At 55.5% G+C, this 16,286-nt stretch carries 13 protein-coding genes and 2 pseudogenes; 13 read left to right on the top strand and 2 right to left on the bottom strand.

What is annotated here, in order from left to right:
• Positions 1-146 precede the first annotated feature (146 nt).
• A pseudogene (locus GYM54_RS09205) lies at positions 147-1,327 on the bottom strand (IS3 family transposase); the annotation flags it as partial.
• Positions 1,328-1,836: 509 nt separating this feature from the next.
• On the opposite strand from GYM54_RS09205, the gene GYM54_RS09200 reads away from it, so the two are divergent.
• From GYM54_RS09200 to GYM54_RS09145, 12 genes are all read left to right on the top strand, one after another.
• Positions 1,837-2,727 (top strand): nitrilase family protein, encoded by an 891-nt coding sequence (locus GYM54_RS09200; RefSeq protein ID WP_197446073.1) that lies wholly within the window; start codon positions 1,837-1,839, stop codon positions 2,725-2,727.
• A gap of 19 nt (positions 2,728-2,746) precedes the next feature.
• The gene (locus tag GYM54_RS09195; RefSeq protein WP_197446072.1) at positions 2,747-3,901 is read left to right on the top strand and encodes a substrate-binding protein; all 1,155 of its coding nucleotides are present in this window, start codon (positions 2,747-2,749) and stop codon (positions 3,899-3,901) included.
• A 13-nt stretch (positions 3,902-3,914) separates the two neighbouring features.
• Positions 3,915-4,751: a branched-chain amino acid ABC transporter permease gene (locus GYM54_RS09190; RefSeq protein WP_197446071.1), complete on the top strand. Its 837-nt coding sequence runs from the start codon at positions 3,915-3,917 to the stop codon at positions 4,749-4,751.
• A complete protein-coding gene (locus tag GYM54_RS09185) occupies positions 4,744-6,537 on the top strand; it encodes an ATP-binding cassette domain-containing protein (protein ID WP_197446070.1) in 1,794 nt (597 codons plus the stop codon). The genes GYM54_RS09190 and GYM54_RS09185 overlap by 8 nt, the downstream gene beginning before the upstream one ends.
• Positions 6,534-7,241: an ABC transporter ATP-binding protein gene (locus GYM54_RS09180; RefSeq protein ID WP_197446069.1), complete on the top strand. Its 708-nt coding sequence runs from the start codon at positions 6,534-6,536 to the stop codon at positions 7,239-7,241. Before GYM54_RS09185 ends, GYM54_RS09180 begins: the two co-directional genes overlap by 4 nt.
• A 92-nt stretch (positions 7,242-7,333) precedes the next feature.
• The gene (locus GYM54_RS09175) at positions 7,334-8,023 is read left to right on the top strand and encodes an urease subunit beta (RefSeq protein WP_197446068.1); all 690 of its coding nucleotides are present in this window, start codon (positions 7,334-7,336) and stop codon (positions 8,021-8,023) included.
• A 3-nt stretch (positions 8,024-8,026) separates the two neighbouring features.
• A complete protein-coding gene (gene ureC / locus GYM54_RS09170) occupies positions 8,027-9,742 on the top strand; it encodes an urease subunit alpha (protein ID WP_197446067.1) in 1,716 nt (571 codons plus the stop codon).
• 13 nt (positions 9,743-9,755) lie between these two features.
• Positions 9,756-10,367: an urease accessory protein UreG gene (gene ureG / locus GYM54_RS09165; RefSeq protein ID WP_120125103.1), complete on the top strand. Its 612-nt coding sequence runs from the start codon at positions 9,756-9,758 to the stop codon at positions 10,365-10,367.
• A complete protein-coding gene (locus tag GYM54_RS09160; protein ID WP_197446066.1) occupies positions 10,367-11,182 on the top strand; it encodes an urease accessory protein UreD in 816 nt (271 codons plus the stop codon). Before ureG ends, GYM54_RS09160 begins: the two co-directional genes overlap by 1 nt.
• Positions 11,183-11,191: 9 nt before the next feature.
• Positions 11,192-11,704 (top strand): hypothetical protein, encoded by a 513-nt coding sequence (locus GYM54_RS09155; protein WP_197446065.1) that lies wholly within the window; start codon positions 11,192-11,194, stop codon positions 11,702-11,704.
• Between the two features lie 121 nt (positions 11,705-11,825).
• Complete coding sequence (locus GYM54_RS09150) at positions 11,826-12,410, top strand: urease accessory protein UreF (protein ID WP_197446064.1); 585 nt, start codon at positions 11,826-11,828, stop codon at positions 12,408-12,410.
• Between the two features lie 25 nt (positions 12,411-12,435).
• Positions 12,436-13,980, top strand: a complete 1,545-nt coding sequence (locus tag GYM54_RS09145; protein WP_197446063.1) for an ABC transporter substrate-binding protein — start codon at positions 12,436-12,438, stop codon at positions 13,978-13,980.
• Between the two features lie 169 nt (positions 13,981-14,149).
• Here the strand turns inward: GYM54_RS09145 and GYM54_RS09140 are convergent.
• Positions 14,150-14,290 (bottom strand): annotated as a pseudogene (locus GYM54_RS09140) (IS3 family transposase); the annotation flags it as partial.
• Between the two features lie 274 nt (positions 14,291-14,564).
• On the opposite strand from GYM54_RS09140, the gene GYM54_RS09135 reads away from it, so the two are divergent.
• Positions 14,565-16,229: a DUF262 domain-containing protein gene (locus GYM54_RS09135; RefSeq protein WP_231752261.1), complete on the top strand. Its 1,665-nt coding sequence runs from the start codon at positions 14,565-14,567 to the stop codon at positions 16,227-16,229.
• The last annotated feature ends 57 nt before the right edge of the window (positions 16,230-16,286 follow it).

The following is a 16,286-nucleotide window of genomic DNA, read 5'->3' as shown; positions in this document are numbered from 1 at the left end:
TTGGTTCATCTGCTGTAAACGAACCTAATTCCCGGTACGTCCAACGCGGCTAGAAGGGGGACGAGTAGCGCATTGGCTTGAGCTGGCTTCGGCGGGAAAGAATGGTCTCGATTTGCGAGAGCCTTACTAGGTCTGTAGTGGTCAATCCATCCCGGATAGTGGGTTAAGTTTTCCTCGGCCACCGCAGGTGGTAGCCCGTCGTTAAATTGATGCGGTCTGATCCAGTTGTAGCGGTGCATTAGGTAGTGGCTGATGTCTCGCTGGGCCTCTAGGGCTGTCAGATAACCTGTTGCCGGGATCCATTCTGACTTCAGGCTGCGGAACAGGCGCTCCATCGGCGAGTTGTCCCGTCAAAGCTTGCATCCACCCTGCGGGTCGCCCCATAGACACCTCGATCAAAGGTGTTGCGACGACCGGTTGAATCCGCCCTGGCTGCCCTGATCCGAATGAAACAGCACCTGTTGTGGCTGGCCGCGTTGTTCGTAGGCCATGTCGAGGGTCTTGATTACCAGCTCGGCATCCGGTTTGGCGGAGAACGCCCAGCCAACCACCCGACGCGTGTGCAGATCCAGCGCCGCGGCCAGATAATGCCAACGACCTTGCGCCCAAACGTAGGTGATGTCGCCGCACCACACTTGGTTCGGGCGCTGGACAGCGAAATCGCGGTTCAGTCAATTCGGGATATCCGGGCGCTCAACTGTTGCCTGCTTATATGCGTGCGAGCCCGGTTGCTTGCTGACGAGGCCCAGCTCACGCATCAACCGGCGCACACGGAAACGGCCGATCGTCATGCCTTCCTCGCGCAGCATGCCCAGGATGCTTCGGCTACCAGCTGAGCCTCGACTTTGGCTAAACAATTCGTTGACCCGACTACGCAGCGCAATACGACGAACATCGATACGGCGGCGGCGGCGGCGGCGGCGGCGGCGGCGAAGGCGATGGGTGTAATAGCACGACCGCGCTACATCGAAAGCTGAACTGACCACTTCTACCGGCTCCTGCTCACTTAACTGGTCTATCAGCGCGTACGATCGAATTCGTCCGACATCAAGAGAGCGGTAGCCTTTTTTAATATCGCTTTCTCCCGCTCCAGCCGGTTGATACTGGCTTCCAGCTCCTGAATCTTTTGCTGCTCGGGTGTCAGCGCTTTGCTCTTTGGGGTAACCCCCTGGCGCTCGTCTTGGAGTTGCTTAACCCAGCGGCGTAATGCCGAGTCCATGATGCCTAACGAACGGCAGGCCTCGATATGGCTATAGCCTTGATCCAGCACTAAGGCAGCTGCCTCGCGTTTGAACTCGGCGGAAAAAGTACGGCGTTGCTTGCTCATCGGACACCTCTTAATGGCGAGGATTTTCGCCTAAATCGGTGTCCGGAATCAGTAGACCACTACATCAATTCGACAACGGGCTGCCGCCTGCGGTGGCCGAAGACAAACTTAACCCACTTTCCGGGATTGGTTGACCACCACACAGGCCATGCAACTTTTGAGCGCAACCTTGCCGATCAATGTACCACTCCGGTGCGTCGCTTGACCTAAATCGGAGCGGCCACCGAGGAAGACGCAATCGAAAAAGCCTTTCGTTTCGCGTACTTTCGGTCGTTAAGGCCCCGAAATCAGGGATGTTTCATTCGCTTACCTGGGTGGCACGCCCGTTGCTTATGTCAGGATCGCGCAGCTATCGTTTTGATTCGTTTGATATATCGGTAGCGAAATATTCAGTGATCATCTGGGAAATTCAATTATCCCTTATGAGGCGGTAGCGGTAGCGGTAGCGGTTGTGTTTTGGTTTTGTAGTGCGCTATCTCGGCGCGCGACCGGTCGGAGGAGCTGATCTGGTGCTTAGTCCCCTTGGTCACTCTGGTCTCGACCAGAGCCCACAAAAGCTGAAAATTGCCTGCATCCAGTTTGAGCCAAAGTTTGGCGAGGTCGAGCACAACGTCACACGCAGCATCGACCTGATTAAGCAGGCTGCCGGCTACGGCGCTCGCTTGATAGTTTTGCCAGAGTTATGCAGCACCGGCTATATATTTCAGTCGCGGAACGAAACTCTTACATTATCCGAGCGTGTGCCTGAAGGGCCTACTACTAATGCCTGGGCCGAAGCTGCTCGCCGGCTAGAAGTGACAATCGTCGCCGGGCTAGTAGAGCGCGACGGAAATTGTCTCTATAACAGCGCAGTTATCATCGACCCTTCAGGAGTGCTAGGGGTTTACCGCAAGCTTCACCTATGGGCAGATGAGAAGCTCTATTTCGAGCCGGGCGATCGTGGTCTACCCGTGTTCGATACTCTAGTGGGCCGGATCAGTGTCGTTATTTGTTATGACGGTTGGTTCCCTGAGATGTTTCGTCTGTCGGCCTGCCAAGGTGCAGAGATAGTATGTGTGCCAACCAACTGGGTGCCCATGCCAGAGCAACCGGCAGGCCACCCAATAATGGCAAACATTCTTCATATGGCCGCGGCTCACAGTAATTCGATAGTCATTGCATGCGCTGACAGGGTGGGCATCGAGCGTGGGCAACGATTCTTAGGGAATAGTGTAATCATCAATCGTTCAGGCTGGCCTGTAGCCGGGCCGTGCTCTGAAAGTGAAGAAAAGATCCTCGTCGGGGAAGTGGATATGGACCCTAGGCGCGAACCCAGCTGGAACAGTGTCAATCACCCGCTAACAGATAGACGAACAGATGTATACGGCGAGAATTTAGGCGCAGATATCCAATTAGCCTGACAAAGTTAGAGGCAGAGCAATGAAAATACGTACACTTTTACTTGGTATCGGTCTCTCGGTTGGAGCTTCAGCATATGCAGCCGACCCTATAAAAATAGGTATACCAGTAGGTCTGAGCGGCGCAAACAGTGTCGTTGCACCTTCGGTCGTCCAAGCCTCGGAGTTAGCTGTCGAGGAGATAAATTCGCAAGGGGGAGTCTTGGGGCGTCAGCTGCGGCTTGAAATTGCTGATGATGGATCAGGAGCCCAGGGCGCTCAGCGCGCCTATGACAGTCTCGTTTTTCAACGGAAAGTTGACGGCATTGTAGCAATGGAAACTACGGCTGCCAGAAATGCTGGCTTACCAATCGTCAATCGCGGCAGGGTCCCCCTCATCTACACGTCATTTTACGAAGGACGTTCATGCTCTCCTTGGATGTACATCAATGCCTGGGTGCCAGAGCAGCAGGTCGCCCCGGTTGTCGACCATTTTATGGCCGAGAACGAGGCCAAGAAGTTTTTCTTGATTGGCAGCGATTACGCCTTTGGTCGCGGCATGCTGCAGTACACTCGAGAGTACGTCGAGAGTAAAGGAGGCAGTGTGGTGGGCGAGGCGTACTTGCCGATGGATGGATCAGATTGGACCGCAGTCATTTCTCAACTACGTTCGGCCAATCCGGACGCCTTGATTACGTCAACGGCCGGCGGCGCGCCAAATGTGACGCTCACCAGACAGCTGCGCGCTGCAGGTATCTCGATCCCCTATGGTAACTACGCTCTCGATGAAGGCACAGCCAAAAGCATGGGGGATAACGCCGAGGGGATATACATTGTCGCATCTTACCTCTCAAGCCTAGAGACTGATGCGAATAAAGCCTTCCTTGAGGCGATCGAGAAGAAGTTTGGAAGCAGCACCGAGACGCCGAACGAGTTGTCGGTGCCGCAGTACGAAGCCATATATGCGTACGCGGCGGCTGTCGAAAAGGCCGGTTCGACTGATTCTGCTGCTGTTATACAAGCGCTAGGAGAAGTGACAGTGGAAGGGCCCCGCGGCTCCGTCCTCATGAATAAGCAACGTCATGCGTCGCTCAATATGTATTTGGGCCGCGTCGCTGCTGATGGTTCAGTTCAGCTTGTCAAATCGTTCCCAAATGTCGACCCGGGCGAACAGTGTCCGCAATTCGCTAACAAGTAACGGGAGACACAACGTGGAGGCTTTAGCGCTTGACGTTTTGACGACCGCCGCAATTTTGTTCGTGGTTTCGACGGGCCTCATGATCATCCTCGGTGTAATGAAGCTAATCAATTTTGCTCATGGAGCATTTTTGACCACTGGCGGATACATAGCTTATCTTGTCGGCGCTGCTGGCCTCAACCCATGGCTTGCTGTCCCGGCGGCAGCCATCTTGGGGCTCTTGGCGGGGCTGGTGATTGAACGAACCATTATCAGACCGCTTTATCATCGGCCCTTGGATGCGATATTGGCCACATGGGGGCTAGGCATTGTCATCGGGCAAGTATTTGCATTGACTTTCGGGCGGGGCGTGCAGTTCGCGCCCTCGCCGATCCTAGGTACGATAGATATTTTTGGAAGTGAATACTCTGGATATCGGCTGGCCATGCTAGCTATTGCCATAGTGTTGGCAGTTGCGCTTAGTGCTTTGTTGAGTTTCACCCGCTTCGGATTGAATGCACGTGCAGTCATTGCCAATGAACCGCTGGCTAGGGGCTTAGGTATAGATAGCGCGAATGTTCGATCCATAACTTTCGGCTTGGGTGCAGGACTAGCGTGCGCAGCCGGAGCGTTAATCACCCCATTGCTCTCGGTCGATCCAAACATGGGGCTGCCTTGGTTGATGAACAGCTTTATGTTAGTGATGATTTCGGGTGTTTCGTTTCCGAGCCTGTTGGTCGCTTCGCTGCTACTTGGTGGATCGCAGGTCCTTGTTAGCACCTACATCAGTCCCATTCTCGGCGGCATGACTATCGTTGTTCTTGCTGCACTGATTCTGCGTTTAAAGCCGAAGGGGTTTAGCCGTGCCTGATAATCGCCTTTCTATGTCTTACACACATCGTGCTGCATTGATTGGGTGCCTTTCAGGCTTGGCCATCATCGCTGTAGCGCCGCTCTTCCTCGATGTCTATCTGACAAATATTCTGATCCGTACATTGTTTGTGGCGGCAGTGGTGATGACTGTCGACATACTTTGGGGGTATACGGGTGTTCTAACATTCGGTCAGTCGGCCTTTTTCGGCATTGGAGCTTATGCCTGCGGACTAATCTTTACCCATTACGGATTTGGTCCTGGATGGGCACTTGCCGCGCTCGCTGTTGCGCTTAGCACGGCTGCAATCGTTGCTGCTGCTGTTGGATGGCTGGCTTTCTTTCATGGTTCATCGCCTCTGTATTCTTCCATAATAACGCTAGCATTGCCCATTGTGCTGACTCAGATAATATATTCAGGAGGCAGCTTTACGGGATCATCGAGCGGGCTTTCAGGATTCCCTACATATTACTGGGACTTGAAAGTTTGGTTCTGGATTGCAGGGGGCTTTTTGGTGCTCACGACTACGGCCGGCTGGCTTTTGGTGCGTAGCGATTTTGGTAGGGTCCTCATAGCCATACGTGAGAACGAAGAGCGTAGCGCCTATCTGGGCATCCCCGTCTCTCGCATCAAGACTATGTTGATGGTATTCGCCGGCATGGTGGCGTCTGTAGCGGGCTTCGGCTATGCGGCTTTCTCCAATGTTGTTGCTCCCGAAATGGCAGGATTTCAACTGGGCACGGAGCTACTTATTTGGACCGCACTGGGCGGGAGGGCCACGTTACTGGGGCCGGTCTTCGCGGCGATCGGGATCGATACAATCTCCTCATGGCTTTCCGGCGCTATGCCCTTTGTCTGGAAGCTTTTGACAGGCGTCGCTTTTGTTTTGGTCATTGTGCTCCTGCCCCGAGGGCTGGCGCCGTTGATAGGCGCATTATGGCGTAAGCTTAGTCCCAAGCGTGTCCCGAAAATTCACGCGATCAGGCTTAACCCGGCACCCGCAGGCCGGATGCTGCATGCGTCTTTCGGAGATGCGCCGCCCCTATGCCTGAGCCAAGTATCTCGTCGATATGGGAGCTTACAGGTCCTGCGTGATGTGAACTTGGATGCGCACGGTACTGAGCTGCTGGGAATTATTGGACCCAACGGGGCTGGTAAGACGACATTGATGCGTTGCATTAGTGATGGCAACGAGCGCACCGGCGGCGCTGTTCGAGTCAACAACGTCGAAATAGCGCGGGGATCGCCCCAAGATATCGTTGGACTTGGGGTGGGACGCAGTTTCCAGAATACAAATCTATTCGACACTCTGACTGTCGGTGAATGCCTTCAGTTGGCTCGGTATCGTGTCGATGGCGCAAACTTGTTCGACAGGCGCGAAACCGTTTCGCTTCCCCAGCCAGCGCTAGACATTCTGAAGACCACGGGCCTCGATAAGATGCTAGCGGAGGAGACGCGTAACTTATCGCACGGAATGAAGCGGGGACTGGAACTGGCGATGGTGCTGGCAACTGAGCCTTCAGTACTCCTACTTGACGAGCCGACTGCAGGCTTGACCCGGCCTGAACGCATGGCCATCGGCGCGGTGCTCACGCGCCTGACGCAGGAATTCGGCTTGTGCATTATGCTTATAGAGCATGATCTCGACTTCGTGCGTGCTATCTGCAATCGAGTAGTCGTTTTGCATCAAGGTGCGATCTTGATGGAAGGGACTGTTGAAGAGGTAGTGGCGTCGGACTTGGTTAAAGCTGCCTATACAGGCCTAAAAAAGGAGGCGGTAGCATGAACCAAGAGCTTCTGAGCGTCCAGGGGCTCACCAGTGGTTACGGCACAGCTGCTGTACTGCGAAACATTTCACTGAGCGTTTCCAAGGGAGAGATAGTCGCTGTGCTAGGAAAGAACGGTATGGGTAAGTCCACCCTGCTGAAAACGATCATGGGCTTCGTAAGTCCATTCAGCGGTACTGTCTCGCTGGACGGGGATGATGTTACGAACATCCGACCGCACATGATGGCACGCTCCGGTGTGGCTCATACCCCCCAAGAGCACACGCTCTTTCCCGATCTGACGGTCGAAGAGAATCTCCGGCTGGGCGTAGCTTCGAACCGGCTTTTTCACGAGCGCCTGCCTTCTCTCGAAACCCTTTTCCCCCGAATGCTTGAGCGCCTAAAACAGCGGGCCGGAACGTTGTCTGGAGGTGAGCAAAAAATGCTGTTGATGTCGCGTGGCCTAATCGCCCAGCCAAAGTTGATGCTTATTGACGAAGTCAGTGAAGGGTTGCAGCCTGCGATGGTCGACCGCATGGGCGAGGTCCTTATCCGAGCACGGGATGAGTTGGGCATTGCGGTCTTGCTTGTGGAGCAGAACCTCGACTTTGCCCTGTCGGTCGCTAATCGCTTTATGGTGCTCAAGCTCGGCGAGATCGTAGAACAAGGGAACGTTGATGATGTTGCCTCGACCCAAACTCTCTCGAATCACCTGGCCGTTTGACAGCATTCGCGACGGACCATGTGGTTATGGTTCCAAAACGGCCACTACGGTGTTAAAGGCGCAAGCAGGCCGACCAAGACAGGAAGAGAATGATGCGTTTACTGCCCCGTGAGGTGGATCGACTTCTTTTGCGCCAGGCTGCTGAACTGGCGCGATCGCGCCAGGCGCGCGGCCTTTTACTCAGCGAGCCCGAGGCACGCGCGATTATTGCGGATACCGTCTGCGAAGGTGCGCGCGGAGGAGGTACGGTTACCGAGATGGTTTCGATCGCGTCCGGGCTGTTGACCGAAGACGACGTGATGGAAGGGGTATCAGAGCGCCTCGATGCTGTCATGGTCGAGGGTTTCTTCCCGGACGGTCAAAAGCTGGTTTGCATACACGACCCCATCGGCCCAGGCAAATCCACTGTCCCTGGCGCGCCTCACCGGCCCCGCTGGCGCCTGGGTGAGCAGCCGGTGTTAATCAATACGGATCGGCCAACGGTGACTTTGCGTGTCCAAAGCACCGCGGACCGGCCCATTCAGCTTGGATCGCACTATCACTTCTTCGAGGTCAACCCCGCCCTGCGCTTCGATCGTGCCGCGGCCTATGGGTTCCGGCTCGACATCGCAGCTGCAACCACGGTGCGCTTCGAGCCGGGAGACACCCGCCTGGTTGACTTGGTGGCTATTGGGGGAGCCCGGGTTGTATATGGTCTGGCAGGCCTGGTGAACGGGCCCTTGGATGACCCAGCAGTGCGCTCTGCTGCGATGATCCGTTTGGAATATTTTTTACAGGAGTAGGGTATGGCTCAGTCTATTGAGCGCTCTAGATATGTATCACTGTACGGTCCTACGGAAGGAGACTGCGTAAGGCTGGGCGACACTGGGCTCTGGGCGAAGGTGGAGCGCGATTTCTGTGTAGGGGGCGATGAGTTAGTCTTTGGCGCGGGGAAGACGGTACGAGGGGGCGCCGGTTGTGACGGTGGGCTGACAGCTGCCGACGGGATTCTGGACCTGATCATAACCAACGCACTGATCATTGATGCCGTTGCGGGCATCATCAAGGCCGATATCGGCATTAAGAATGGCCGGATCGTAGGAATCGGCAAGGCTGGCGACCCCAATCTCATGGATGGCGTAACGCCAGGGCTCACGGTGGGCGTGAATACGGATATCCGGGCTGCGGAAGGACATATCGTTACGGCGGGCGGAATCGACTGCCATGTGCATTTCATTGATCCGGGACAAGTCGATGAAGCTCTTTCGGCGGGGTTCACCACGCTTATGGGAGGAGGGCTCGGACCCACTACGGTTCCCATTGCGTCGACAGGCACAACTAACCTGGGGCTAATGCTCCAAGCAGCTGAGGCCTTTCCGATAAACTTCGGTTTCATTGCAAAGGCGGCCTCGCATGCCGTCGAGCCTTTGCTCGAACAGCTTGCTGCAGGCGCAGCGGGTTTGAAAATCCACGAGGATTGGGGGGCAACTCCGGCCATCATCGATGCCGCCTTGAAGGCCGCGGAGATCGGCGGCGGGCAGATCCACTTGCACGCAGACACGCTGAACGAGTCAGGATTTGTAGAGCACACTCTGCGCGCCATGGCCGGACGGTGCATTCACGCCTATCACGTCGAGGGCGCCGGGGGTGGGCACGCGCCAGACATTATCCGCATGTGCGGCATATCGAACGTATTGCCCTCATCTACGAACCCTACGAATCCATTCACCATCAACACCTTTGATGAACATTTCGACATGGCGATGACGAGCCATCATCTCAATCCACGTTTGCCTGAGGACGTGGCGTTTGCGGAAAGTCGGATTCGAAAAGAAACCATTGGCGCCGAAGACGTTTTGCACGACATGGGAGCGATCAGCGCGATCGGTTCCGACAGCCAGGGGATGGGGCGCATCGGTGAAACCATCGCTCGCTGTTGGCAGCTTGCTGACACCATGCGTGAGTTACGGGGCGCTTTGCCCGAGGATAGCGGCAGCGGTGCGGACAATTTCCGAATTCGTCGTTATATCGCCAAATATACTATCAATCCTGCTCTTATGTTCGGCATCGCAGATGAAGTGGGCTCGATTGAGCCTGGAAAGCTCGCAGACCTTATTTTTTGGAAGCCGGACAGCTTTGGCATCAAACCGGAACTAGTATTGAAATCTGGCTTCCCTGTCTGGGCTCCCTTGGGCGAGGCTAACGCTTCTCTTATGACCTGCGAACCAGTGCGTTATCGCCCGATGTGGGGGTACTTTGGTCGCGCTCCGCAGTCACTCGGCGTGCGTTTTGTCTCTCCATCCGCCATCGCAGCCGGGGTGGCCCAGCGACTCGATTTGAAAGCTACCTTGCGTCCAGTGGCCGACACGCGCCGTCTCACTAAACGCGATATGGTGCTGAATGATGTGTTACCTAAAATTGACGTCGACCCTGAAAATTTTCGGGTTTACATCGATGGACAGGCCATCGACAGCCCTCCCACATCGCAGGTCTCTCTCGGCCAATCATATATGTTGAAATAAGGAGTGCAAACCTTTGACTGCAGTGCGTTTAGGTTTCGGAGGGCCGGTAGGCAGTGGCAAGACGCGCTTGGTCGAGCGATTGCTCCCCTTGTTCGCCGCGCGAGGAATCTCTGTCGCCGTGATCACTAATGATCTGGTTACTCACGAGGACGCAGAACGGGTTCAGCGCTCCGGCCTCATCGATCCTGAGCGTGTTCTTGGAGTTGAAAGCGGGGCCTGCCCGCATACTGCTATCCGTGAGGACCCTTCGGTAAATCTTGAGGCAGCAGCTTGGCTGGAGCAGCGCTTTCAGCCTGACGTGATTCTCATCGAAAGCGGGGGAGATAATCTGGCCGCTACATTTTCTAGCGAGCTCGTGGACTGGTGGGCTTTCGTGATTGATGTTGCCGGTGGAGACGACATTCCCCGGAAGAATGGGTTAGGCCTGTTAAGGGCAGACCTGCTGGTCGTAAATAAGATCGATTTGGCGCCTCATGTTGATGTCGATATGACGCGCTTTAGAGCGGACGTAGCCGCAGCTCGTCCCGATCGCGCTTCAGTATTTACCGATTTGCGAAATGGCGAGGGTGTGCAGCTCGTTTTTGAACAAATTGTCCATAGCGCGCTGTTTGGGCGGAAACCCTGATGGGCAACGGAGTGCTGTCGTTGCGCTTTGCTCGTGATCGACATGGTCGAACGCGACTTGCTGCACGACAACAGCGCTACCCGTTGACGACTACCGCCGTTTTGCCCATGGAGTCGGAATCTGGTGCGCTAATATATGTGCAAAACGCGGCAGGATCAGTGTTTGGCGGTGATCGCCTGCATATTGCCGTACACCTTGAGGCTAGCGCTGAACTTTGTCTCTCAACACCGTCCGCTACGCGCCTGCAAGGTGAAGCGCTATCAGTACAGACGACGATGATCGAGCTGAGCGAAGGAGCCTTCTTCGAGTACATCCCGGATATGATAATCCCGCATGCGCAAGCGGAACACCGGCAGCACACCTGTATTGCACTGGCCAACGGAGCCGAGGCCATTTTCATGGAGAGTTTCGCGGCTGGCCGGGTGGCGAGAGGCGAGGAGCACCTTTATCGAAGCTTCTCGACGCGCCTTCAAGTCAGTTTTAGCGCGCGCCCTGTGCTTGTTGACGCTTCGAGTTTCCGTCCTGGGGAGGCGAGCCCGGCCTTAGAGGGGGCGTTAGCGTCGAGTGGTTTTGTAGGAACCATATTCGCGTTGTCCCAACAGGGCGACCATGAAGAATTGGCGACTCTTATCAGTCGACGGTTAGCGTCCTTGCCGGGTGTGTATGGTGGTGCAGCTGCGTTAGCCTCAGGCTATGGTGCGGTGGGGCGTTTTCTAGCTGACGATGCGCCAAATCTTCGGATGGCGACGCAGGTGGCTTGGGATGTCGTCCGTCGCCACATGCGCGGCCGTCCCGCTCCATTACTAAGAAAATGAAGAGGGATAATGCTTTTAGTGAATAATATTCTGGGCCACGTCAACGACCAGAATTTTTTCGGTCGTCAGACGGACCGTGTATGGATTGCATCGGCCGACGCGGGTCGCCGCCGGTTACGCACTTGCAGCGAGGGGGGCGTAGATCTAGGCATCGAGCTGCCCCGTGTGAGCTGGATGTTTGACGGCGCAGTTTTGCATGATGATGGACTGTGTATATTGGTTGTCTCCCGCCGCCCCGAACTGGTGATGGTAATCTCGGTCAACGAACTGGGCGCTGAGGCGGTGTTCCGGATCGGCCACGCTCTCGGGAACCGTCACAGTCCTACGGAGCTACGCGATAACGAGATCCTCGTACCGGTGACCGATACGCCTGATCTTGTCGCGAGATCGGTCCAGGCCCTTGGGTTGCCTGGGCTAACGATAAGCTTCGAAGAAAGACCTTTTGCTGCTGGAAAACCGCCAAATGGGGTGGGAAGTGCACACGAGCACCATCACCCCGTCGCTAATTCTGACGATGCTTGAACGCGACCTAGCCGTGCGCGCTGGCCCATTGTTATCCCTTATGCAACTTGCCGACTCCGCGTTGCCGATAGGCAGGCACGCCCATGCGTTCGGCCTTGAGCGAATGCTTCGGGATGGGCGCGTGACCACGCCAGACGCGCTCCGTGAAATGATCGTCTCGGCCTTGATTCATGGCAGCGCCCGCGCAGACGGTGCGGGGACCGCGTTGGCTCATACGGCATTTGGGGATCGGAACTTAGAGGAGCTGAAAGCAGTAGATGCGCGGCTTGACCTACTGAAGTTAACGGCTCCAGCACAGGTGGCCTCACGTCGCTGTGGAAGTCGCCTAGCGGTGTTAGCACCGTCACTTCATGCAGACCCGATGTTGGCGGAATACGCCACCGCGGTGGCGGGCAAGGTTACGCCGGGTCATTTAGCGGTCATATCAGGAGCCCTGGCGGCGGCAATGGGGGTTAGCCGTGAGAATGCTGTGCTAGCTGAGCTGAGAGGTGTGGCTACGATGATTCTTTCTGCGGCCGTTCGCCTGGATGTGCTTTCTGCCACGGCGGCCCAAGGAATGCTGGTAGCTCTTTCCAAGCAAATTATCGCAGCGGCAGAGATTGCGCTTGTAACTCGCCCGGATGAGATGGAAGGTGGCGCCGCTGTGGGGCTAGACATAGCTGCTATGCGCCACGCTCGTGAGCACGGTCGGCTATTTGCAACTTGACAATGCTAATTAGGATGCACCCATTATGAATGAAGACAAGATTCTGCGCGTTGCGCTTGACTGGGCTGTGGACGAGGTCGACCCGCCCCGATCATTCGGGGGTTGGAATACAGGCCGCGTGGTTCATCAAACACATGAAAGCCTGTTTGAAGATGACTTCGGAGAGTTACCTGCTTCGGACGGCGCGCCCACCAGCGTTGTTCCGCGACTAGCGACCCATTGCATAACGTCACCAGACGCCCGCCGTTATACTTTTCGAATCAGAGAAGGGGTTCGTTTTCATGATGGGTGTCCGCTCGACGCGGAGGCTGTAGTTATCAACTACGAGAGAATGTGTTGCTCAACCTCGCCCTTTTTCTCTCCGGTTGTTGCGGACTTCAATCGCATGGGTGTTGGCCTCATTGAAGAAGTTCGAGCTTTAGACTCGATGACCGTAGAGTTCAAGTTCTCCGAGCCGTTTCCTGAATTTCTGCGTTACATGACCCAAGAAGACACACCCGGTGCTCAGTCGCTGATTAGTCCGGCGGCCATTCGCAAACTTGGTCCTGACGGTTGTGCCGACAAAGCTCCTGGTACCGGTGCGTTCCGGTTTCATTCTCGTTTTGAGACGGATGGAGGATCTGCGGTAGAGCTGCGGCGGAACGATGACTACTGGTCCGGCCCGCCACAGATAGAGGGGATCCGGTTCCTACCTTTTCCTGACCTCAAGGCTCGCGTCCGGGCATTGGTTGAGGGGAAGGTGGATGTCGCCTATAGCTTAGAGGGCGCTGACCTTGAGGAACTGGCGGCGCTAGGGTTCACCGTGCCCTCATTTAACCCACCATATCTCTGGTATTTGGTATTTAACTTGCGCGATCCGCTTATCGCAGATTTGCGCGTTCGCCAGGCAATTGCGTACGCTATTGATAGAGAGGCATTATGCGCTGAGTTATTTCCGGGGGCGGCTGTTCCGGCGCATAGTGCGCTATCTCCAGGCTCCCCTGCTCATGACCCGCATGCAGCAAATCGCTATGGCTACAATCCCGAGCGGGCAAGGGAGCTCTTGGCCGAGGCAGGGGCAAGCGATGGGTTGGTTTTGGATGTCATTGCGGCGCAAGCGGGGTCTGCGCAGCTCGATCCAGGGGCCATTTATCAGCGGCTCGCGCTCGATCTAGCCAAGGTTGGCATTCGCTTAAATGTAACGCTGCATCCGGATTGGGTAGCTTACTGCAACCAGTGGCGTGAGGGGGCGCCGTCTGGCATTGCGTTCAGTGAAATGAGTTGGGGGATGTCGTGCGATCTTTGGCTATCACAGATCCTACATGGGGCAAATCAGTCTCCCCGAGGTTTTAACGCTGGGTATAACAACGACCCTCATCTCGACGGATTTTTAGATCTCGCTCGCGCTACGCTTGACTCGTCGGAAAGAACCGCGCTATACCAAGCAGCAGACGCAAGGGTCATGGAATCGCTCCCGATTCTTCCCCTGTTCACGTCCCGTCGAGGTATGATCGCGTTTTCGCCCAGGGTAAAGGGGCTCACCGTCGTAAACCAATGTTGGCAAGACTTCCGAAGAGTTAGGCTCGAATGATCGATTCGTTCCCATGATCAAACAAGAGTCGGCGAGCGAGCTTCTGGAACAATGCGTGCGGAGAGGCCTTTCCGCAGTTTTCAGGCAAGCCTATTCCAAGCTGCACCTTGATATGCATAGAGGTGCAGCGGCACCATAGTTCTTACCTAAGCTCAGACTTTTGAAGTGGTTAACCCATCCCGGACAGTGGGTTAAGTTCCTCTTCGGCTACCGCTGGAGGTAGCCCATCGTTGAATTGATGGGGTCTAATCCAGTTGTAGCGGTGCATCAGCTAGTGGCTGATATCCCGCTGAGCTTCCTGTGCCGTCAGACTGCATGTCCGGAAAGTCAATCGAGCCGGACACATCCTCAGTGAAAATCGTACGTCGTTGCTTGCTCATCAGACGCTTCTCTAACGGCGAGATTTTCGCCTAAATCGGTGTCCGGGATCAGTAGACCACGACAATCAGCACCATCTCTTCACAAAAGTACTCCGTCAACCAACACCTGATCGAAACTCTGCTGAGTTGGGTTAAATCCGGCGAAATCGCCATTCCAGAAATCCAGCGTCCTTTCAGTGGGATGCCACAAAGGTTCGAGACCTAATGGACAGCCTGTATCAGGGCTTTCCTGTCGGTTACATCATTGCTTGGCGAAACCCCACGGTGAAGCTCAAGGATGGCTCGCTGGCCGAGGGGAAGAAGGTGCTGATCGATGGCCAGCAGCGGGTGACGGCGCTGACTGCTGCCATCGCCGGGCAGCAGGTGATCAACCAAGATTACCAACAGGTGCGTATTCGCATCGCTTTCCACCCCATGGAAGAGCGCTTCGAAGTTAGTAACCCGGCCATCGAGAAGGACAAAGCGTGGTTTGCCGATATCGCACCTATCGTTAGTGGTGAGCTGAAGGCGCATAAGCTAGTGCCAGGCTATGTCGCCGCTAATGCCGGGGTGAGCGAGGATCTGGTCTACGAGCGGCTGGACAGGTTGTGCGATATTACCAAGAAGCAAATCGGCCTGATCGAACTGGCGGCGGACCTCGACATCGAGACGGTGACCGAAATCTTTATCCGCATCAACTCAAAGGGCGTGGTGCTCAGCCAGGCGGACTTCGTCATGTCGAAGATCGCGGCCAACGAGGAGTTTGATGGCAACACCTTGCGCAAGGCCATTGACTACTTTTGCCACCTGTCCATCGCGCCGGAGTTCTACGCGCATATCGAGAACAACGATAAGACTTTCGTGCAGACCGATTACTTCAAAGCTATGCGCTGGCTGAAGAGTGAGAACGACGACCTCTACGACCCCAGCTACTCGGACATGCTGCGGGTAGCGTTCACTACCAAGTTCAATCGTGGGAGGCTGTCGGATCTGGTCGGGCTTCTCTCTGGCCGTAACTTTGAAACCCGCAGCTATGAGAAGGAAATCGAGGAAGCGTCCTTCAAGACCCTGAGCGAAGGAGTCAGGGAGTTCATCAACGAGACGCACTTCAAGCGCTTCCTGATGATCATCCGCTCGGCTGGCTACGTGGACAGCTCACTGATCGGCTCGGTAAACGCACTGAACTTTGCTTACGTGCTCTATCTCAAGCTCAAACGCGACCTAGGCAACAATCCCAATATCGAAAGCTGGGTGCGTCGCTGGTTCGTGATGTCGCTGCTCACTGGCCGCTACTCTGGATCGCCGGAGTCACGGTTCGACAAGGACATCAAAGCTGTACACGACCGGCCGTTTGCTGATGTGTTGGCGGAGATCGAATCGGCTGACCTTTCCGACGCCTTCTGGGACTTCGGCTTGCCGCAGGCGCTGAACACCTCTTCAGTGAATGCTCCGGCCATCAAGGTGTTCTGGGCCGCGCAGGCCAATCGGGGTGACAAGGGCTTCCTGTCTAAGGACATCACCGTGCGTGACATGCTCACGCATCATGGCGACATCCACCATATCTTCCCGAAGAACTTCCTTAAGAATCGAGGGTTGGCCAAGAGCAGGTACAACCAGGTGGCTAACTTCGTGTTTGTACAGCAGGAAGTGAACATCAAAATTGGCCATACCGCACCGGCTACCTACATGGCCGATGTGTTAGCCCAGTGTGAGTCGGGTGAAGCACGCTATGGAGCCATCACTTGCCTGGATGACCTCAAAGGCAACTTGGCCGCCAACTGCTTACCGGAAGAATTGGCCGCCTACCGGCCTGAACGGTTTGATGAGTTTCTGGCTGAACGTCGTAGGCTGATGGCGCAGAAGATCAAGCAGTATTACTGGGGGCTGTGAGCAACTGTATCGGGGAGTTCTGTGATGTCATGGCCTGCGCATGTATTATTTTATGGT

Source organism: Pseudomonas sp. MTM4 (assembly GCF_019355055.1).
Classification (GTDB): Bacteria; Pseudomonadota; Gammaproteobacteria; order Pseudomonadales; family Pseudomonadaceae; genus Stutzerimonas.
Note: the sequence above shows the minus strand (reverse complement) of the source record. Positions and strands in the feature narration are given on the sequence as shown.

Coding starts and splice junctions, on each gene's coding strand:
- GYM54_RS09195 (WP_197446072.1), top strand. CDS start 2,747: ATGAAAATACGTACACTTTTACTTGGTATCGGTCTCTCGGTTGGAGCT.
- GYM54_RS09180 (WP_197446069.1), top strand. CDS start 6,534: ATGAACCAAGAGCTTCTGAGCGTCCAGGGGCTCACCAGTGGTTACGGC.
- GYM54_RS09175 (WP_197446068.1), top strand. CDS start 7,334: ATGCGTTTACTGCCCCGTGAGGTGGATCGACTTCTTTTGCGCCAGGCT.
- ureC (WP_197446067.1), top strand. CDS start 8,027: ATGGCTCAGTCTATTGAGCGCTCTAGATATGTATCACTGTACGGTCCT.
- GYM54_RS09160 (WP_197446066.1), top strand. CDS start 10,367: ATGGGCAACGGAGTGCTGTCGTTGCGCTTTGCTCGTGATCGACATGGT.
- GYM54_RS09155 (WP_197446065.1), top strand. CDS start 11,192: ATGCTTTTAGTGAATAATATTCTGGGCCACGTCAACGACCAGAATTTT.
- GYM54_RS09145 (WP_197446063.1), top strand. CDS start 12,436: ATGAATGAAGACAAGATTCTGCGCGTTGCGCTTGACTGGGCTGTGGAC.
- GYM54_RS09135 (WP_231752261.1), top strand. CDS start 14,565: ATGGACAGCCTGTATCAGGGCTTTCCTGTCGGTTACATCATTGCTTGG.